The organism is Actinomycetospora sp. 2LY8.5, assembly GCF_057180585.1.
This window is the reverse complement of record NZ_JBXUHE010000040.1, coordinates 1-19200: the sequence shown is the minus strand read 5'-3', so window position 1 is coordinate 19200 and position 19200 is coordinate 1. Positions and strand designations below refer to the sequence as shown.

General features: G+C 68.9%; 15 protein-coding genes and 3 pseudogenes. 9 read left to right on the top strand and 9 right to left on the bottom strand.

All coding sequences use genetic code 11. The features are described from left to right. Window positions 1-760: 760 nt before the first annotated feature. Window positions 761-1705 carry a mycofactocin-coupled SDR family oxidoreductase gene (locus AC2A1K_RS29175; protein WP_483899852.1) on the top strand — a complete coding sequence of 315 codons (945 nt, stop codon included), beginning with the start codon at window positions 761-763 and terminating at the stop codon, window positions 1703-1705. A gap of 177 nt (window positions 1706-1882) precedes the next feature. Here the strand turns inward: AC2A1K_RS29175 and AC2A1K_RS29170 are convergent, their stop codons facing one another. After that, entirely contained in the window at window positions 1883-3037 is a 1155-nt protein-coding gene (locus tag AC2A1K_RS29170) for an acyl-CoA dehydrogenase family protein (protein WP_483899851.1), read from the bottom strand. Window positions 3038-3209: 172 nt separating this feature from the next. On the opposite strand from AC2A1K_RS29170, the gene AC2A1K_RS29165 reads away from it, so the two are divergent. Further along, a complete protein-coding gene (locus AC2A1K_RS29165) occupies window positions 3210-4826 on the top strand; it encodes an AMP-binding protein (RefSeq protein WP_483899850.1) in 1617 nt (538 codons plus the stop codon). Continuing rightward, window positions 4823-5671, top strand: coding sequence for an enoyl-CoA hydratase (locus AC2A1K_RS29160; RefSeq protein ID WP_483899849.1), 849 nt, complete (start codon window positions 4823-4825; stop codon window positions 5669-5671). Before AC2A1K_RS29165 ends, AC2A1K_RS29160 begins: the two co-directional genes overlap by 4 nt. A gap of 132 nt (window positions 5672-5803) precedes the next feature. Here the strand turns inward: AC2A1K_RS29160 and AC2A1K_RS29155 are convergent, their stop codons facing one another. The 5 genes from AC2A1K_RS29155 to AC2A1K_RS29135 form a co-directional block, all read right to left on the bottom strand. Further along, window positions 5804-6433 (bottom strand): TetR-like C-terminal domain-containing protein, encoded by a 630-nt coding sequence (locus tag AC2A1K_RS29155; protein WP_483899848.1) that lies wholly within the window; start codon window positions 6431-6433, stop codon window positions 5804-5806. Between the two features lie 122 nt (window positions 6434-6555). Next, window positions 6556-7305: an enoyl-CoA hydratase/isomerase family protein gene (locus AC2A1K_RS29150; protein ID WP_483899847.1), complete on the bottom strand. Its 750-nt coding sequence runs from the start codon at window positions 7303-7305 to the stop codon at window positions 6556-6558. A gap of 220 nt (window positions 7306-7525) precedes the next feature. Next, window positions 7526-9151: an AMP-binding protein gene (locus tag AC2A1K_RS29145; protein ID WP_483899846.1), complete on the bottom strand. Its 1626-nt coding sequence runs from the start codon at window positions 9149-9151 to the stop codon at window positions 7526-7528. 4 nt (window positions 9152-9155) lie between these two features. Further along, the gene (locus tag AC2A1K_RS29140; protein WP_483899845.1) at window positions 9156-9938 is read right to left on the bottom strand and encodes an enoyl-CoA hydratase/isomerase family protein; all 783 of its coding nucleotides are present in this window, start codon (window positions 9936-9938) and stop codon (window positions 9156-9158) included. Between the two features lie 25 nt (window positions 9939-9963). After that, complete coding sequence (locus tag AC2A1K_RS29135) at window positions 9964-11121, bottom strand: NAD(P)H-dependent flavin oxidoreductase (protein ID WP_483899844.1); 1158 nt, start codon at window positions 11119-11121, stop codon at window positions 9964-9966. 162 nt (window positions 11122-11283) lie between these two features. On the opposite strand from AC2A1K_RS29135, the gene AC2A1K_RS29130 reads away from it, so the two are divergent. The 4 genes from AC2A1K_RS29130 (at window position 11284) to AC2A1K_RS29115 (ending at window position 16145) form a co-directional block, all read left to right on the top strand. Continuing rightward, window positions 11284-12171 (top strand): alpha/beta hydrolase, encoded by an 888-nt coding sequence (locus tag AC2A1K_RS29130; protein ID WP_483899843.1) that lies wholly within the window; start codon window positions 11284-11286, stop codon window positions 12169-12171. A gap of 7 nt (window positions 12172-12178) precedes the next feature. Continuing rightward, on the top strand, window positions 12179-13687 hold the full coding sequence (locus tag AC2A1K_RS29125) for an acetyl-CoA acetyltransferase (RefSeq protein WP_483899842.1): 1509 nt from the start codon (window positions 12179-12181) through the stop codon (window positions 13685-13687). A gap of 325 nt (window positions 13688-14012) precedes the next feature. After that, the gene (locus tag AC2A1K_RS29120; protein WP_483899841.1) at window positions 14013-14831 is read left to right on the top strand and encodes an SDR family NAD(P)-dependent oxidoreductase; all 819 of its coding nucleotides are present in this window, start codon (window positions 14013-14015) and stop codon (window positions 14829-14831) included. Between the two features lie 72 nt (window positions 14832-14903). Next, the gene (locus AC2A1K_RS29115) at window positions 14904-16145 is read left to right on the top strand and encodes a cytochrome P450 (protein ID WP_483899840.1); all 1242 of its coding nucleotides are present in this window, start codon (window positions 14904-14906) and stop codon (window positions 16143-16145) included. Between the two features lie 58 nt (window positions 16146-16203). Here AC2A1K_RS29115 and AC2A1K_RS29110 read toward each other — a convergent pair. After that, a pseudogene (locus AC2A1K_RS29110) lies at window positions 16204-16413 on the bottom strand (transposase); the annotation flags it as partial. Here AC2A1K_RS29110 and AC2A1K_RS29105 point away from each other — a divergent pair. Continuing rightward, window positions 16414-16602 (top strand): annotated as a pseudogene (locus tag AC2A1K_RS29105) (integrase core domain-containing protein); the annotation flags it as partial. Window positions 16603-16708: 106 nt separating this feature from the next. Then, window positions 16709-17326 carry a hypothetical protein gene (locus AC2A1K_RS29100; RefSeq protein WP_483899891.1) on the top strand — a complete coding sequence of 206 codons (618 nt, stop codon included), beginning with the start codon at window positions 16709-16711 and terminating at the stop codon, window positions 17324-17326. A gap of 132 nt (window positions 17327-17458) precedes the next feature. On the opposite strand, the gene AC2A1K_RS29095 is transcribed toward AC2A1K_RS29100, so the two are convergent. Together AC2A1K_RS29095 and AC2A1K_RS29090 are read right to left on the bottom strand one after the other, a co-directional pair. Further along, complete coding sequence (locus AC2A1K_RS29095) at window positions 17459-18394, bottom strand: ISL3 family transposase (RefSeq protein WP_483899839.1); 936 nt, start codon at window positions 18392-18394, stop codon at window positions 17459-17461. 398 nt (window positions 18395-18792) lie between these two features. Then, window positions 18793-18957 (bottom strand): annotated as a pseudogene (locus tag AC2A1K_RS29090) (helix-turn-helix domain-containing protein); the annotation flags it as partial. Window positions 18958-19200 lie beyond the last annotated feature (243 nt).

The window sequence follows — 19200 nt, the reverse complement described above, 5'->3', positions numbered from 1 at the left end:
CTGTCGTCGTCGATCACGACCGTCCCGACCCGGCTGCCGGCCTGTTCAACGGGAAGGCTCGCCCATACGCTTGTTCTCGGTCTCGGCGCCAGCACCCGGCCCCGCCGGCGGTCGTGAACGCGGGGGCGACACCAAGCTGGATTGAAGCTCCGAGGAACGCGTCGCGCTCGCGGAGCGCGCCCGGTCGTTCGCGGGGTGCCCGACCACTGGCCGAGTACCGGCCGAGCCCGACCGCCGGACGGGACAACTTCCACGCGGACGACAAGTACCTCGCCGCGGTGGCGAACGACCGCGAGGACCCCCTTGCGTGTCAGAGAAGAAGCGACCGGGTCTGACCAGGCGCAGGTACGTCACTGCGTCCCGCATACCGTCGTGCTCCGAGAGCAGGAAGCTCCCGCTCCGGCACGACAAGCACGGCTCCCGTGAAGCGACCCGCGCGGCCTCGATCGGGACCTCGCAGGAGCTGGGCAGCTCCGGGCAGATCGCGCTCACATGGGACTCCGTTCCGGATGCGGTGGTCCGTTGGGACACTGGCAGGCTCATGATCTGCGGCACGCGTTCACCCGGGGCACGAGCGGGGCTCACACGAGCTCCTCGCGCCGGCCACGGTCTCGCTGGACCTGCTGACGTGATGCAGGTCGCAATCCGAACTATAACCAGACGGCCACCGGTCGGTAAACAGTGGTACTCACCTAGCTGATAGCGCGTCATATCGAGTGATGCGAAGCATTGCTAGTCGGTCCGCATCACCTTAAGGTGGGTGACTTGGAGCACGTTGGCTGCTCCGGCCGATGCCGGTCACGGCGCGCCCGTCGGCCAGCCCGCGCACGCCGATGGCCCCGGCCTCCGTGCGCGCTCGATCGAGATCACCCGAGGAGGACGACGTCAGATGGCAGGACGTGTCGCAGGCAAGGTCGCGCTCATCACTGGAGCCGCTCGCGGTCAGGGGCGGGCCCACGCTGTCCGACTAGCCAAGGAAGGCGCGGACGTCATCGGCATCGACGTCTGCGCTCCCCTGCGGGGTGTCGCCTACCCCGCCCCGACCCCGGAGGATCTACAGGAGACGACGCTGCAGGTGGAGAAGGCCGGGCAACGGATGGTCCCCGCGATCGCCGACATCCGGGACCTCGACACCCTAGGGAAGGCCGTCGACGACGCAGTCGGCGAGCTCGGCGGGCTGGATGTCGTCGTCGCCAACGCGGCCATCGCGATTCCTGGGGCATGGGACCAGGTCACTCCGCAGAACCTGTCCGACACCCTCGATGTCAACGTGCGCGGCACGTGGAACACGGTGATGGTCGCCGCCCCGCACCTCCTGGAGCGCGGCGCGGGTTCGGTCATCCTCGTCAGCTCCGCGGTGGCCCTGACAGTCTCGCCGTTTCTGCTGCCCTACACGACCAGCAAGTTCGCGGTGCGCGGGATGGCGAAGGCCTTCGCCGCAGAACTCGCGCGCCACAATATCCGTGTGAATAGCGTTCACCCGACAGGCGTTAACACTCCGATGATGGGCCCGGAGCTGCGCGCCGTCGTCGAGCCGGCGATCGCGAACGACCCCCGCCTAGGCCCGATGTTCACCAACATGCTCCCGGTCGAGCAGATCGAGCCGGAGGATGTGACGGGGACCGTGCTGTTCCTTGCCTCCGACGACTCGACGTTCGTTACCGCCCACGAACTCGCTCCGGACGCCGGGGTCTCGGAGTTCTGATCGGGCGGGAGCTGTGGCTCGTGAGCGGTCGTTGGCGCGGCGGGAGCCTACCGAGCCCACCGGGCGGGAGGTCTCACCGCCATCCACGGACGGAGGCATCCCACGGAGGACGTCGCTGGAGTCATCACACACTGTCCTCGGCTCCTGTGGCTCTCCTCCAGTGAGGAAGACGCGCAGTCAGTCGACCAGACGGCGTCCGACGATCTCTTTCATGATCTCGGTCGTGCCTGCGTAGATGGTCTCCGCTCGACTGTCCATGAACGCCCTGGCGATGGGGTATTCCCGCATGTACCCGTAGCCGCCGTGTAGCTGAACGCAGCGATCGACGACCCTGGTCCGCAGTTCGGTGCACCACCACTTCGCCATGGCCGCGTGTTCGGAAGTGAGAGATCCAGCGAGGAGTAGCTCGACGCAGCGGTCAACGAATGTCCGCGCGATCTGGATCTCGGTGGCCATCTCCGCGAGTTTGAACATGCTGTTCTGAAAGTAGTTGATCGGTTGCCCGAAGGCTGTTCGTTCACCGGTATAGGCCAGCGTCCAGGACAGGTAGTTTTCGGCGTGGTTGACCGCGCCGAGAGCGGTCGCGAGACGCTCGCGGACGAGGAAGCGTCGCAGGTAGCGCATGCCGCTTCCTCCCTCCCCCAGCAGGTTGGCGGCGGGCACGACGACCGAGTCGAAGCTCAGTTCCGCGGTGTCCTGGGCGTGCAGGCCGACCTTCTCCAGCCGGCGACCGGTCTCGAAGCCCGGCGTTCCTCGCTCGACCACGAACAGCGACAGACCTCGCGAGTCGTTCTCCGTCCTCGCTGCCACCACCACGACATCGGCGACGGTGCCGTTGGAGATGAAGGTCTTGGTGCCCTTGAGGACCCAGTCAGCCCCGTGCGGCCGGGCGGTGGTTCGGATGGCGCTGAGATCACTGCCGGCGCTTGGCTCGGTCATGGCCACCGCGAGCACCGTCTCTCCGGTGCATACGCCGGGTAACCACCGTTGCTTCTGCTCGAGGGTGCCGAGCTCGGCGAGATAGGGCGTCACAAGGTCGTTGTGCACGGAGAGCCCGACCGCCACCGAGGCGTGGCCGCAGCGAGCGATCTCCTCGTTGAGCACCATGCCGAACCTCATGTCGGGCGCACCGCCGCCGCCGAACTCCTCCGGGACCGCGAGTCCCAGGAGCCCGATCGCGCCGGCCGCCTTCCAGAACGATCGCGGAATGACCCCTTGGTCCTCCCACGCCTCCGCGTGCGGCACGACCTCCCTCCGGACGAACTCGCGGACAGTAGCGCGGAACGTCTCGTGGTCGTCGTCGTAGAGCCGCCGCGGCATCGGGTCCAGCACGGTTCGCCTCCTCGGCTGTCGCCTCCTCGAGGCACTATATGCCCTCGCCCTTCGTCGCTGAAAGAACCAGCAGCAGGACTCTGACACCATGCTTGCCGATATTGCAGGACGGAGATCGTACATATAATCTCACGGTCCAGGCCCTACGGCGTCGCAGGAGAAGGGGAAGCGCGTGCCCGTCGAGCGTTATCCCGGCCGGTTCGCGGCCGAAGCGCCGAGCCGCCCGGCTGTCATCTCGGCAGCCACCGGCGCTGTGCAGACCTTTGCCGAGCTCGACGCTCAAGCGCGTCGCCTGGCCGAGTTCCTGGCCGAGCGAGGATTCGTGCCTGGTGATCACGTGGTGATCCTCTTGGAGAACCACGTCCGCTTCCTCGAGGTGGTGTGGGGCTGCCACTACGCCGGGCTGGTGTACACGACCTGCTCGACGAAGCTGACCGCGGGCGAGGTCGCCTACATCGTCGACGACGCCGGCGCCCGCGCGGTGATCACCTCCGCCGCGATGGCCGACGTGGCCGCTGAGGTCGTCGGACGCACGCCGGCCGTACGGCTGAGGCTCATCATCGGCACCGACCTCGACGGCCACGAACGCTACGAGCCGGCCGTGGACGGCCGCCCGCTCGAGCCCGCGCCGGCCGGGCGGGTCGCGGGCGCTGACATGCTCTATTCCTCTGGGACGACCGGTCGCCCCAAGGGCGTCGTGCGCCCGTGGTCGCGCCTACCGCTGGAAACCGCACCGGTCGGGGTGTCCTACGCGGCTAAGCGCTACTTCGGTTTCGGCGAGTCCACGGTCTACCTCGCCACGTCCCCGCTCTATCACGGTGCGGGCGTGCGCTTCTGCATGGCGGCGAACGCGCTCGGCGGCACGGTCGTCTTCCTCGACCGCTTCGACCCGGCAGCGGCCCTCCAAGCGATCGCGACCTACCGGGTCACCCACACCCAGATGGTGCCAACGATGCTGCAGCGGCTCATCGACCTGCCCTCCGATGTCCGTGACGGAGCCGGCGTCACGAGCCTGCGCTACGTGATCCACTCCGCGGCACCCATCACCGTCGGGCTGAAGCGCCGCGTCATCGAGTGGCTCGGCCCGATCGTGTACGAGTACTACGCGGGGACCGAGAGCAACGGGCTAGTGCTGTGCGACTCGCGGGAGTGGCTGGCGCACCCCGGGACGGTCGGGAGGCCAGCAGGGTGCACGATCCATATCTGCGACCGAGAAGGCGAGGAGCTGCCCCCCGGAGAGATCGGCACCGTGTACTTCGGTGGAGGTGGCGACTTCAGCTATCACGGCGACCCGGACAAGACCGTCGAGTCCCGCGACCCGCAACACCGGGGGTGGAACACGCTCGGGGATGTCGGGTACGTGGACCCGGACGGCTTCCTCTTCCTCACCGACCGCAAGGCGTTCCTGATCATTTCGGGCGGTGTGAACGTCTACCCGGCCGAGACCGAGCAGCATCTGCTCACCCACCCCGCCGTGCGCGACGCCGCGGTGTTCGGCGCGCCGCACGCCGACCTCGGCGAACAGGTGGTGGCGGTCATCGAACCGACCCAGCCGTGCGCCGACGACGCGGCAGCAGATGCGCTGCGCGACGAGCTGTGGTCCTTCTGCCGAGCCGACCTCTCGCCGATCAAGTGTCCCCGCGCCCTGGACATCGTCGCGACCCTGCCCCGGGACGACACCGGCAAGCTGCGCAAGAAGGAGCTGCAGCGAACCTGGGTAGACGCCCACGTCCAGGTCACCCCGAACACGACGAACCCCGACCCGACGCCCCGGGAGACCTCCCCGTGACCGACGCCGCCTCGATTCGCTACGACGAGCCCGCGCCAGGTGTGGCGCGTATCGCGCTGGCCCGTCCCGAGACACGCAATGCGCAGGACACGCACCTGCTCTACGAACTCAACGACGCCTTCGACCGCGCCTCCCAGGACGACGGGATCCGCGTGATTGTGCTCGCCGCGGACGGGCCCCACTTCTCATCAGGACACGACCTGCGCGAGCATGAGCCGGTGCGTGCCATGGCCGAGCACCGCACGGTGGGCACCTGGTGCGGATTCGGGTGCCACGGTGCGGAAGCACAGTTGGCCCGCGAGAAGGAGATCTATCTGGGCCTCTCGGAGAGGTGGCGCAACATCCCCAAGCCGACCATCGCCCAGGTGCACGGGAAGGTGATCGCGGGTGGGCTGATGCTGGTATGGCCGTGTGACCTGATCGTCGCCTCGGACGACGCCCTCTTCGTGGACAACACGGTCGCCATGGGCGTCAGCGGGGCGGAGTTCTTCAACCATCCTTTCGAGGTCGGCGTGCGCGTGGCGAAGGAGATGCTGTTCACCTCGGATTCCCTGTCCGCCGCGGACGCCCATCGGCTCGGCATGGTCAACCACGTCGTGCCCCGCGCCGAGCTCGACGACTTCGTGCTCCAGCTCGCGAGCCGGATCGCCGAGCAGCCGCTCTTTGCGCTCCGCCTGGCCAAGGAGGCGGTCAACTCCGCCCAGGACAACCAGGGGCGGGTCAACGCGATGCAAACGTCGTTCGCCCTCCACCAGCTCTGCCACAGCCACAATCAGCAGCTCCACGGCCAGCTGCTCGATCCCACCTTCCCCGAGCGGCACAAGGAGCTCGCCGCACGCTGGTGACCCTCGTCGCGGCAGCCGGCGCGGGTCGCTGCGACGGTGCCGTCGGCCCTGTCAGTCGGTCAGCGGGGCCAGACTCCACCGACTTCGACGCCGACTGCACGGACCTCGTTCAGCAACACCTCGAGCCCACCGTCAAGCGGGCTCTCCGTGAAGCCGTCCGAGCACCAGGTCAACCAGCTCCTCGCAGAGCTTGTGGGTCGCGGCGGAGGACCGCAACACTTGTGCCGGCGCGGTGAGCGAGTGCACGAGGATCCCGCCTGAAAGCGCATCGAGGAGCGTGGTCACCCGCACCCCGGCGGGGAGCTGGCCGCCATCGACGCCCCGCCGCAGGATCTGGCGTGAGACCTTCATCTGCTCCTGCTGGAAGTCCCAGTACTCCTCGAAGCCCGGGATCGCCCCGCCCTCGAGGTTGACTCGGAGGAAGGCCCGCCCATTGTCGGCGGCGTATGCATCGACGAGTTGATGCGCGAGGTTCAGCAGGTCCTCGCGCAGGTCCCCGGTGTCCGGATCGGTGACAAACCGGACATTCGTCCGCATTGCGTCGAGGAGCAGCTGCTCGGCCGAGGACCAGCGCAGGTAGATGGAGCCCTTCGCGACACCGGCGGCCTTGGCCGCACCTTCGACGCTGAATCCAGACCAGCCCTGCTCGGCGAACAACGAGATGGCGGCCTGACGTACCCGACTATCGAGAGAGGCGTCCCGCGGACGGCCTCGCTTCGGACGATCATTGCTCGTCATTGCTTCTCTCAGGTCTGAGGGCACGGTGTCGATGATCCCACTCGGCTCGCCGCGCTGCGTCGCCCTTCGCCATGATTCATGCTCGTGCCGCGGATCATAACTTGTAGTCGCACGACTCTGTGCCAGCAACGCCGACGCCCCTGGCGTCACCGACCGACGAAGATCGGTGGGCGCTTCTCGGCGAACGCCGTGATCGCCTCCTTGAAGTCTCGGGTCCGCAGGTTCACCGATTGCGCTGCCGCTTCCCGCTCGAGGGCCGCCTCGAGGGAGGCTCCCATGCCGTCATCCACCAGGCGGGCAGTCTGACGTGCAGCAATCGGGGGCATGCCCCCGAGCACCTCGGCCAGCTCGGTGACCCGCTCTTCGAGCCTGTCGTCGGGCAGGCACTCGGCAACCAACCCCGCATCGACCCCCTCCCGGCCTGTCACAGTGCGGCCGGCCAGCAACCAGCTCTTCGCCCTGGCCAGACCGACCAGTCGGGGGAGAATCCAGGACACCCCCATGTCGGGCGAGAGGCCGATCGCGCCGAACCCGAACCCGAAGCGAGCCGACTCGCCGGCGAGCACGACGTCGCAGGCCAACGCGAGACCGCACCCTCCGCCGAACGCGGACCCCCGGACCACGGCGAGTGTCGGTTGCGGCATCCGTGTCAGCAGGCGCACCAGCTCGGTGAGCGCGTCCATCCGGTCGAGAGGGTGGACCGGCGACCCTGTCTCGGCCCGCGGGTTCTCCTTCAGATCCGCCCCGGCGCTGAAGTGCTCGCCCGCGCCACGCAAGACCACGACGCGGACCTCGGCGTCCGAGGCCACGCTTCGCAGGACGGCCAGCAGTTCCCTCCAGCCTCGGGCGTTCAACGCGTTCCTCACCGATGGCCGGTCGAGGACGACCTGGGCCACGCCGGCCTCGCGGTGACATCGCACCGCGTGACCGTCGAACGTGCACGGTCCAGTCTCGGTCATGACACTCCTCGGATACCTCGGCGACCCTCAGTCGACGGCGAGGGCGGTCTCGTCCACCGGACCGATCACACCCTCCTCCTCCCCGCGGGGAGCGCGTTCGCCGCTGCACGCCGCTGCACGCCGCTGCACGCCGCTGCAGGCCGCTGCAGGCCGACGGTCAGCGGCGTGCGTCGTGGGCCCTCGCGGAGCTGCGTCGCCGGTCTTGTTTGTTCACGACCAGCCCTTGGGCGTGCAGGTCCACGCGGGTCGTCTCGCGGGGGTTCGCTCGGAGTTCGTCCTTGAGCACTCGCCCGCTCGCGTTGCGAGGCAGCGCGGGCACGAAGTCGACGAACCGGGGTACGGCGTAGTAGGGAACCTCGGTGGTGAAGTGGGCGAAGACGTCCGAGGGGGTCAGCGTCGCGTGGCCGACGATGCTGACCTGGACCGAGGGCTCGTCGTCGTCGGGTGACGACGTCCCGAAGGCCGCGATCTCGTCGATCTTGGGGTGGCGCAGGCCAGCTCGCTCGAGTTCGAAGGCGGAGATGTTCTCCCCACGTCGGCGGATGGAGTCCTTCTTCCGGTCCACGAAGATCAGTCGGCCGTGCTCGAAGTAGCCACGGTCGCCGGTGTGGTACCAGAGGCCTCGGAAAGCCTCCAGCGTGGTTCGGTCCCGACGCCAGTAGCCGTCGAACATGACGAAGGGGCGCAGCGGGCGGACCACGATCTCCCCGGTCTCGCCTTCCGCGGCCGCCACCCCCTCGTCGTCGTGGACCTCGACGGTCACACCGCTGAACGGGATACCGCACGACACGTCGATGTCGTTCTGCTCCCACGGGATGTGGCTCACCGGCCAGCATTCGGTCTGCCCGTATTGCTGCGACAGCGCGGGGATGCCGAATCGCTCCCGGAACCGTCGCTGCTCCTCGGTCGACAGCTGCACCGTCGACATGGCGCGCAACCCATGGTCGCGGTCGGCCGGCCCCGGTGGCTGGGCCAGCAGCGCCTGAGCGATCCACCCGACCCCCACCGCGAGGGTGGCTTTGGTGTCCCGAGCCCGGCCGAGGTAGCGGCTGGCCGAGAAGGCCGGCTCGAGCACGACCCGGATGCCTCGGAGCAGCGCTCCGAAGATGGGGGTCAGGCAACCGATGTGATACGTCGGCGCGGCGGTGAACACCACGTCGGTGTCTCGTAGATCAGCGAACTCCTGCAACGCCTCGGCCAGGGAGACCGCGTAGCCCTGACTCATGATGCAGCCTTTGGGTAGGCCGGTTGTCCCTGAGGTGTAGATGATCGCGAACGTGTCGGCCCGGGTCGGGAGTGGTCGATCCGAGGCCGGGTCGGTCGCCTCGAGCTCCACGGCCGTCGTGGACCGGGTTCCGGGGACGGGATGGACCCGCTCGTGGTGGACGACGGTCTCCAACTCGTCGGGGAGCGCAGCGAGACTACCGAGTAGGTCCGCGGCCGCCTCGTCGCAGAACACGGCGCGCGCACCGCTGTCATCGAGTTGATGCAGGAGGCTCTCGCCTTTGAGGTAGATGCTCAACGGAACGCAGATCACGCCGAGCCGTGCCGCCGCGAACATCATGATGACGTAGGTCGAGGACGTCGGTGCCATCAGTGCCAGTCGGTCGCCGGGGCGCATACCTCGTTGGGCGAGGCCGGCGGCGACGCTCAAGGCCTTCTGCTCGAACTCGGCGTAGGTGAGGACCTCATCGCCCACTTGCAGGAACGGCGCCTCGGGTGTGGCCGTCGCCCACGCGTGGAGCAGGTCGGGAAGTGTCGAGCTCGGCGTCCGCTCGCCCATCTGCTCACCCGTTCTTCGTCAGACCACGGACCCGTTCGGCGTGCTCGGGTTCGAGCACACAGAGCCGCTCCTCCGAGAGCGCGAACTCGGCCGCCGCGCGGACCTGCTGCTCCAGCTGAAGGGTGAACATTCTCTTGGTGGACTGCGCGGCTCGCCGCGGCAGCGCCGCGAGGCGCTCGGCGTAGTGCCGTGCCCTGGCGTCCAGCTCGTCACGGGCCACGACCTCGTTCACCATCCCGAGGCGGTACGCCTCGGCCGCGCCCAGCCGGTCACCGAGTAGCACGTACTGCTTCGCGATCTGCATCCCGACCGACATCGGCCAGGCAACCCCACCGTCCCCGGCGACCATGCCCAGCGCCACGTGGGGATCGCGGTAGAACGCCTCCGTGCTCATGATCACGAGATCAGAGAGCATCGCCACGCTCGCCGCCAGACCCACCGCACCACCCTGTACAGCGGTCACGATCGGGAGCCGGCACGCCATCATCCGTTCCAGGATGCGGTGCCCGTCGCGGAAGGCAGTCTCCATCTCACGCCGGTCGCGCTGCTGTTCGGCGAACCAGTCGTAGTCGCCGCCCGCCGAGAAGATGTCCCCCTCGGCCCGGATCAGCAGGACCCGGGCGTCTTCGTCGTCGTCCAGCAGGAGCCAGACCCGGGCGAGCGCCTCGTGGACGGCGGCATTGATGGCGTTCTTCTTCTCAGTGCGGTCCAGGGTGAGGATCCGCAGCGGCCCGTCCAACACGATCGCACATTCCGGCGGGAGCTCCGAGTAGTCGACCTTTGTCATGTTGGTCCTCTGGTCGTGGGTCGGGTCACTCGCCGAGGGCTTCGGAGAGGCGTTCGTAACCCGCGAGGAGGTCATCGACCATGTCGGCCACCACCTGCTTCACCGGCTTGGCCGTCCGCATCAGGCCCACCCCCTGGCCGATCCAGTAGCTGCTCAGTCGACGGGCACCTTCGTGCCCGCTCGCGGCGAGGACGTCCGCTCGGCGCAGCGCGGGCTCGCTCACGTATCCCATCAGCGGCATGGGGAGCGCCGACGGGGCGCCGGGGCGCTCCCAGGAGTCGTGCCAGGTGGATCGCAGCTGGCGGGATTCCTTGCCGGTCCGGAACCGGGACCGCACGGTGTCCGACGACGAGGCGGCGAGCATCTTCTGCTTGGTGTACTCAGCGGTCTCGGCCTCGTGCGTGGTCAGCCAGACCGAGCCGGTCCACACCCCCGCGGCGCCCAGAGCGATCGCCGCCGCGACCTGCCGGCCGGTGACGATGCCGCCCGCGGCCAGCACCGGGACATCGGACCCGAGCTCCGCGATCCGCTCCACGACCTCGGGGACCAACACCATCGTGGAGACCTCGCCGGTGTGCCCACCGGCCTCGACGCCCGACGCGACCACGAAGTCGACCCCGGCGGTGACTTGCGCGGCAGCATGCTTGGCCGTTCCGACCAAGGCTCCAACCGGCACTCCTGCGACCTTCGCCGCCGCGAGCATCGCCGGGGGCGGCGTCCCGAGAGCATTCGCGAGCAGGGCGATCGGATGCTTGAGCGCCACCTCAACCATGTCGGCCGCATAACCTTCGGACAGCGTCTCCGCCGACGCCATGACCGGCGGGGGAACCTGACCGGGATCCATGTCGTGGTCGCGGAGGATCCCGGTGACGTAATCAGTCACCTCGACAGGGATCTGTGCCGTGTCCGGCGACGCGGTCGTCGACCCCCCTTTGCCCTCGAAGCTGTTCGGGACGATCAGGTCGACGCCGTACGGGCGCCCTTTGACCTGCTCGTCGATCCAGCTGAGCTCCACATCAAGTTCTTCCGGCGACATCAGCGCAGCCCCGAGCACACCGCACCCACCCGCCTTCGTCACCTCCGCGACGACGTCACGGCAGTGGGAGAAGGCGACCAGCGGGAGGTCGATCCCCAAGAGATCACAGATCGCTGTCTTCACGTCACCCGTCCTCGCCCCAAGCATCCCACGTCGACGACGACGGTAGCACTTACCGACGCTGACCGATCAAGTTATAGTCGGCACGAGCGACCCTCAGTCGGGAGAAGACCTCGGAACGAGGGCCTTTGTCGTCGGCTCTCGTGCAGATATACTGCGCACTCCGTCAGCCCTCGAGGAAGGTGACCCATGGCGAGCAACGAGGCTCTGGAGCTCCAGGCCCAGCTGCGGGCATTCAAGGACTCCATGTCGGGCGCCGAACCGCCCACCGTCGAAGAACAACGCCAGAACGTCCAGTTCCTCGGCACCCTGGCCACCGAACCCGTGGGCATCGCCACCACCGAGGTCGACGCGAACGGGTGCCGGGCGCTGCTGGTCACGCCCCCCGACGCCGAGCCGGGACGCCTGATCATCTGGACGCACGGCGGGGGCTACAACCTGCTGGCTGCCGACAACTACATCAGGCTCTGCGGGCACGTGGCGCTCGCGACCCGACAGGCGGTCCTGATCGTCGATTTCCGGCTCGCCCCGGAGCACCCCTATCCCGCCGCGCTGGACGACGCGCTGAGTTCCACCGCGTGGGCCCGCGCCAACGGCTACACCCGGCTCGTGTACGGCGGGGACAGCGCCGGCGCCGGACTGGCCATTGCCACGATGCTCACCCTGCACAATCGGGGCGTGGAGCTGCCCGAGGCCGGGATCCTCATCTCCGGCTGGTACGACATGAACCTCACGCTGCCCAGCACGACGGAGCGCCAGGACCGGGACCTGGCCAACGACTCCCGGATGATGGGGAACCTGCGCGACAACTACCTCGTGGGACGGTCGCCGTCGGAGCCCGACGTGTCCCCGATCTTCGGTGAGTTGTCCGTGCTCCCTCCGCTCTACATCACCGTGAGCGAGGAGGAGGTCCTCTTCGACGACTCGATCGAGCTCGCGCGGCGGGCACGGGCGTCGGGAGTGTCCGTCCAGCTGGAGACCGTCGAGGTCGTTCCGCACGTGCACCTGTTCTGGGCCGGGAACCTCCCCGAAGCCGACAGCACCATCGCCGCCATCGCCAAGTGGCTGCCCGCCTGATGGCGCGATGATCGGAATCGACGGGCGAACGCCGGTCATCGTCGGAGGGGGACAGCTCACCGTCCGAGACGGCGATGCTCCCGACCCGGTGGTCCTGCTGGCGGAGGCGCTTCGTGGTGGCGTTCCGGGCCGGCTGCTCGCCCGCGCCGACTCGGTCGGACTGGCGCGCATCGTGTCCCGTGGCTACCCGGACCCCGCGGCGCTGCTCGCCGCCGAGCTCGGTGCGATGCCGCGGGAGACGGTGTACACACATCACGGGGGACACGTTCCCCAGGTCCTGCTGCAGGACGCAGCGCTGCGGATCCAGGATGGCCACACCGACGTGGCAGTCGTGGGAGGTGCCGAGTGCGGCCGCACGCGCCACCGGTACAAGCGGCGCGCAGAACGGCCGCCCTGGTTAACTCAGGGTGACGTGCACCCCAGCCGCACCATCGGTAGCGACCTGATCATGGCGAGCCCAGCCGAAGCGGGGATCGGCTTCGGGCTGCCGGTGCACGCCTACCCCCTGTTCGAGACGGCCCTGCGGGCCCGACGCGCAGCGTCGGTGCCCGCGCACGCGGAGGCGATGTCGCGGCTCTGGGCATCCCTGAGCCGCGTGGCGGCGACCAACCCGCACGCCGCCGTGCCTGGCCCGTTCTCTGCCGAGCACATCCGCACGGTGTCAGCGGACAACAGGATCATCTGCGACCCGTACCCCAAGTTCATGGTGGCCAACGATCACGTCGACCAGGCCGCCGGCGTGGTCGTCTGCTCGGTAGACGCTGCCCGCGCCGCCGGCGTTCCCCGAGACCGGTGGCTGTTCCTGCACGGCATCGGGCACGCCGAGGACACCGCATCGGTTTCCGAGCGCGACGAGCTCTCCCGTTCACCCGCCATAGCCCACGCCACACGGACCGCACTGGATGCGGCGGGCCTCGGCATCGACGACATCGCCGTGCTGGACCTGTACTCGTGCTTCCCCTCCGCGGTCGAAATCGCCGCCGAGGAGCTCGGGATCACCTCCGAGCGATCCCTGAGCGTGACCGGAGGACTGACCTTCGCCGGCGGACCCTGGAACAACTACACCTCCCACGCTCTTGCCACCGTGCTCGAGATGATGCAGGGCCGGCCGGACGAGTTCGCCATGGTGACCGGCAACGGCGGACTGCTGACCAAGCACGCCGTCGCAGTCCTCGGGCCGACACCGCCGAGAAGGCCGCTGTCCCCGCCGGTCGCGTTCACCCCACCTCGGCGGCGGACGGAGCCAGACTACGTCGGGACAGCCGTCGTCGAGGGGTACACCGTGATGCGGGACCGCGACGGAGAGCCGCAGACGACGTACGCTGCCTGCCGCACCCCCACCGGCTCACGGGTGCTCGCCGCGGCGAGGGGTGACGCCGAGTTCGTGCCGGCGCCGAACGACGACTTTTGCGCCGTCACCGTCGAACTGCGCGGCACGACCATCGCGGGAACCGCGGCGGACGATCGGACCTTTCGAGCACCGGCGACACCGATCGATCGGACGCCGCCGCGGTGACAGCCCCGCCCGGAGTGGGGGTGGACGCCGCTGCTTGACACCTCGTGGTTGCTGGACCAAAGCGGCCACCAATTGCAGAGGTGACCTGTCCCGGCCGAGTGGGACTTGCAGGAAGAAGAGCTGGGTGGGCATCTCGACGGCGGCACTGCACACCGGCCCGTCTTGATTTAATCATCGCTTGCCGTCACTATTAACCTGTCGGGGAGAGAGCGGTCTGACCGCCGTCACGAGTACGCCGAGCAGAACGCTCGATCCGAGCTTCCTGGCCTCTCCCGGCGCAGAGTGAGCCTTCCCCGACCACCAGGACGAAGGGGCCCGGATGGAGATGACGAAGCCAACGGCCGTGGTCACGGGGGCGGCAAGCGGCATGGGGCGCGCGACCGCGGAGCTTCTGGTCACCCACGGCTGGCACGTCGTCGCGGCCGACCACGACGAAGCGGGACTCGCAGAGCTGGAGAGCTCCCGGGACCTCTCTGTGCTCCAGGCCGATGTCTCCTCCGAGCGCGACAACGAGCGCCTCGCGGGCGAGGCGGTACGGCGATACGGGCGGCTGGATGGCCTGGTACTCAACGCCGGCGTCGCGGTCGCAGCTCCGGTGGACGTCCTTGATCGAGCGACGGTGAGCCGACACCTGGACGTCAACCTGTTCGGTCCCCTCTTCGGCATCCAGGCCGCGTTGCCGCACCTGCGGAAGGCCCCGTCGCCCTCGGTGGTGGTGGTGTCGTCGACCAACGGGCTCGGCGGCGACAACTCGATGGCGGCGTACTCGGCGAGCAAGTCCGCCGTGCTCGGTCTCGTCCGCTCTCTGGCGCGCGAGATCGCCCACGAGGGCGTCCGCGTCAACGCCGTATGCCCCGGTGCCACCCGCACCGGGATGACGATCCCGCTGGAACGGGCGAGTCCGGACCTGTACCGAGGAATCGCCGACTGGGTGCCGTTGGGCCGGTGGGCCGAGCCGCGGGAGATCGCCACAGTGATCGAGTTCCTGCTCTCCGACGCCGCCTCCTACGTCAACGGTGTCGCCCTACCGATCGACGGGGGCGCTTCAGCCGGCGTGGGGCTGCACCCCCCGGCCAGAGCGAGCACCGATGTTCGCGTCTTTGAGTACGCCGAGAACAGCGGCGCCGACACCGAAGCCCATTGACTGGCCGGCACCTGTGCGACGCAATCCGCTTCCGGACCCATCACATCAGCCGCGCAACCACAAGGAACACCCATGGGCAACGCCACCACCGCCGCGAAAGTGTCGAGCACCATCGATGATCTGCCGTGGGTCGACATCGACTCCGACCAGTACCGCGAGGACCCTGAGTCGGTGTTCGCTCCCGCCCGCGACGCCGTCGGCCTGGCGCGGAGCAGCCGGGGCGTGGAGGTCCTGAGCTACGACGCCGTGAACGAGCTGCTCCGCTCCCCCGGCTTCTGGGCCGGCCGCGAGAGGAGCCTCGCGGCCGCCGGAGTCCATGACGGCCCAGTGTTCGACTCGATGTCCCGGCTCATCATCAATGTCGAAGGGGACGTCCACCGCCGAGAGCGCAAGGCCGTCTCACGCTGGTTCACTCCCCGCCGCGTTGAACAGTGGCGCGCCGAGGTGCGCTCGTGGATCCACAGCTGGCTAGACGAGGACACCGAGCACGACCAGGTCGACATCTTCCGCAGTGTCACCCGTCGCCTGCCCGCCACTGTCTTCTGCCGGATCGTGGGCGCTCCAGTCGAGGACGCCCGGCTGGTCGCCGGCTGGTCGGACGGTCTCCTCGCGATCGTCAGCTTCAATCCCGACACCGAGCCCATTTTGCGTAAGGCCCAGGCCGAGTCGGTGGCCTACTTGCGCGCACTGATCGCCGACAAGCGCTCCCGACCGGGCGACGACCTGATCTCAGCCATGATCGAATCCGAGCGTGCGGGCGACATCAGTGAAGACGAGATGGTGGATCTGTGCCTGTCGATTCTCACAGGCAGTACCGACACCACCAACACCCAGATCTGTCTGAACCTGTCGACGCTCGCCCGGAACCCCGACCAGTGGCAGGCAGTGCGGGACGACCCTGGCCTGATTCCCCGCGCAGTGCGCGAGCTCTACCGATTCTCTCCCGGCATGCTCACAACGCCACGGTGCGCCTACGACGAAACGACCCAGTTCCGAGGTGTCGCCATCGACCCGTCGGTCTTCTATTTCGCGACGATCGAAGCGGCCAACCGCGACCCTCAAGTCTTCGACGATCCGGCTACCCTCGACGTCCGCCGAGACCCTCACCCGGGCGCACTCAACTTCGGCAGCGGCCGGCACAGCTGCCTCGGCCTGGCACTATCCATGGTTGAGATGGAGGAGGTGCTCGCCGCGGTCATCCAGCGGTGGTCCTCGTTTACCGTCGAGGAGGCGACGTTCGACGGTGCGCCGTTCATGCTCTTCGCTCGTTCGATGACCGTCCGACACACTCCTGCGACGGAGACGATCCCGTAAACGGGCTCTTCGTCATGAAGGGGACTGTCCGACTCTCGGTGTAGCTAGCGTTGATGGGTCAGTAGGTGCTTGACGGGACGATACGGTCGAGGAACGTGATCGCGAAGGCGTTCGGGGCGGGCTTCCATCGCATCGCCCAGCGGTCCCGTCCTCTGCCGGTCGGGTCGAGCGAGCGGGTGACCAGATCCAGGCACTTCAGCGCGGCCTGCTCGGTCGGGAAGTGCCCGCGCGCTCGGACCGCGCGCCGGTAACGGGCGTTGATCGACTGACGACCACCGGCAAGATCGAGCGGTTCCACCAGACGTTGCGCCGCGAGCTGCTCGACCAGGTCGCCCCGTTCGCCGACCTGGAGACCGCGCAGGCGGCGATCGAGGGGTGGGCGCACGGCTACAACCACTCGCGGCCGCACCAGAGCCTGGACATGGACGTCCCGGCCGACTTGTTCCGGCCCGGGCCATCCGCCACGCGCCGCCACCGGGCCCGTCGAGGCCGGCCATCGTTCCGACATCGCCGTTCCGGGTGCGTCTGCGACGTCGACCGAGCAGGTCGGGCCGGGAGGCGCGGTGGAGCTCGAGGTCCGGGTGCCCGGCTGCGGCAGCGTCGCGCTCGCCGCCCATCAGCAGCTCTGGCTCGGCCGCCTGTCGCGCAGTCATCTCGGCGAGCTCCGCGCTCGGGGCGCCCGACCAGGCAGTGACCCGCCCGCGGCGGCCGCGCTGCCCCGCTCGGCCCGTCACGCCGCGTCCGACACCATCGTCGAGGTCGACCGCGTCGTCGGCCGCGACGGGCTGGTACGCGTGGACAACACCACCTTCAACGTCGGCGCCGCCCACACCGGCACCCTGGTCGCGCTGCGCCTCGACGGCCACCTCGTCCACGCCGTCGCCGGGCAGCTGCTGCTGGGGGCAGCTGGCCCCACTCGAGCACCCTCGCCCAGCGCCTCGCCCTACGCGGTGCGCGCCGCCCCGGCGGGCCACTGCCCGCGCCGACCCCGAGCCAGGCGCCGTGGGCGAAGCGGGTCGTCGGCGCCGACGGGGTCGTCATGGTCGCCCGCCAGCGCCTGCGGATCGGACGCGCCCACGCCGGCAAGACCATCACCGTCATCGCCGAAGACACCAGCTTCCGCGTCCTGCATGGCGACCACGACCTCGCCACCTACCCCCGCGACCCCTCCAGGCCCCTGACCCGCTTCAAGGCCTGGTCCCACCGATCCACGTCAACGATGTCCTGACGACGATCTGTCAACCATCCCCTGAGACCGAACACATCACCGTCACGGCCGACTCGGCGGCAGGCCTGCTGCGCCGCCCGGGTCGTCAGCGACGCTCGCGGCGGGATCTCCGGGCTGGTCTCCGACCACGTGCGCGTCTCGCGACCGGCAGCAGCCCGAGCCGGGTGCGCAGGGTGCGGCGGACGCGGTAGAGCGGGTCGCCGGCGCGCCCGCGGTGCCCGAGGGTGTCCTGCTGGACGCGCTGGCGGCACAGGTCGAGCTTCTGGCCGCACAGCGCGACGACGTGGAACGGGTCCATGACCGTGACCGCGTCGGGTAGCGCCTCGACCGTGGCGTTCTTGTAGCCGCCGAACCCGTCCATGGCCACGATCTCGACCCGGTCCCGGAAGGTCTGATCGCGGGCGTCGAGCCAGTTCTTCATGGCTGCCGCCGAGCGGCCCGCGGCCATGTCGAGCAGCCGGCCCGGCCCGTGACCGGCCAGGACCGGGGTGAGGTCGGTGATCACGGTGACGAACCCGTCGGCGTCGGCGCCGAGCACATGGGACCACTTGTGCTCGTCGACCCCGATCACCCGGACACCGTCCAACCGCGCCGGACCGGCCGAGAGCAGCAACTGTTGGGTGGCGGCGACCGCGATGCTGTTCACGGTGTCCCAGCTGCGGCCCAGCTCGCGGGCCACCGCGGCCACAGTGGCCTTGTCGATCGCCAGGCGCCGCATGACGAAGGTCGCGCAGCGCCGGGTCGTCGCCGCGCCGGGACGGGCCAGCCAATTGGTGTCGTGGGCGAAGATCGCCCGAGCGCAGCCGTCGTGGCGGCACTCGTAGCGCGGTAGCCGAAACCGCAGCTCGAGCGGATACCCGACCACCGGGACGTCGCTGACCCGGCGCTCGACGGTGTCGCGATAGGTCCCGACCAGACCACAGCTCGGGCAGCGCCCGGGCTCCTCGACGACCAGGTCCGCGAAGACCACCGTGGTCTCGCCGGCGAGCGCGGCGTCGACGATCCGCACCCCGAGCTCCACGGTCCGGACGATCGTGTCTGCCACGATCTGGGCAGGCGGCGACGTAGGCTCCACTGCAGGGCTCCCGGGTGCTGACGGGGCATGGCGTGAGAACCTGCATCGTCATCCGCCCGGGGCCCGCCCTATCGCAGCGACACCACCCCAGCATCTGGCCCAGTCACACCCTCAGCTGCACTCCATTTCCGGAAGAATCAGATTACTCGAACTTCGTCGAGCTCCTTCAGTCCCGTGACGTACGTGCTCTCGTCTGCATCGACAACATCTCCGATCGTGGGATTCGCGGCCCGGGCGTGCTCGACGGTCGGGCGCCTAGAGATGTACCCGGCCGCCACGTTGGTGACAGCCGGGTACAGGAGGATGTACCCGGCCGTCACGTTGGTGACAGCCGGGTATAGGAGCAGCCCGGCCCAGCCCTCGGCGTCGTAGCGCTTGACCCAGCGGTGCGCGCACTGCCGTGACACTCCGAGCTCGGCCGCGACATGCGCGACCGGGCGGTCATCGATGCGGACACGACGCACCAAGACGGTGCGCCCGTAGACGGTCAAGCGAGCGTTAGCGTGCACGGGAAGGCCCTTCGTGGCGTGGCGGCGGCGTCAGACACCTCCACCTCGCCCGAAGGGCCTTCCCCGATCAAACAGCCACGCCGCACCGTCACCAACGTCCTGGCCGGGTACAACAACTGATATGGAGGGCGTTCCTGTCAAGCGGGCAGGGGTGAGTGGCCTCGGTGCTTACGCATCGTGGCTGTTCGGAGGGTGCCGGCGGGGCCGGGTGGGTGGAGGCGTGTCGGCGCGACGCGCGGTCAG

Bases quoted from the DNA above. Each gene is read 5' to 3' on its own strand.
- AC2A1K_RS29140 (WP_483899845.1), bottom strand. From the start codon at position 9,938: ATGACAAAGGTCGACTACTCGGAGCTCCCGCCGGAATGTGCGATCGTG.
- AC2A1K_RS29145 (WP_483899846.1), bottom strand. From the start codon at position 9,151: ATGGGCGAGCGGACGCCGAGCTCGACACTTCCCGACCTGCTCCACGCG.
- AC2A1K_RS29130 (WP_483899843.1), top strand. From the start codon at position 11,284: ATGGCGAGCAACGAGGCTCTGGAGCTCCAGGCCCAGCTGCGGGCATTC.
- AC2A1K_RS29120 (WP_483899841.1), top strand. From the start codon at position 14,013: ATGACGAAGCCAACGGCCGTGGTCACGGGGGCGGCAAGCGGCATGGGG.
- AC2A1K_RS29125 (WP_483899842.1), top strand. From the start codon at position 12,179: ATGATCGGAATCGACGGGCGAACGCCGGTCATCGTCGGAGGGGGACAG.
- AC2A1K_RS29135 (WP_483899844.1), bottom strand. From the start codon at position 11,121: ATGCTTGGGGCGAGGACGGGTGACGTGAAGACAGCGATCTGTGATCTC.
- AC2A1K_RS29115 (WP_483899840.1), top strand. From the start codon at position 14,904: ATGGGCAACGCCACCACCGCCGCGAAAGTGTCGAGCACCATCGATGAT.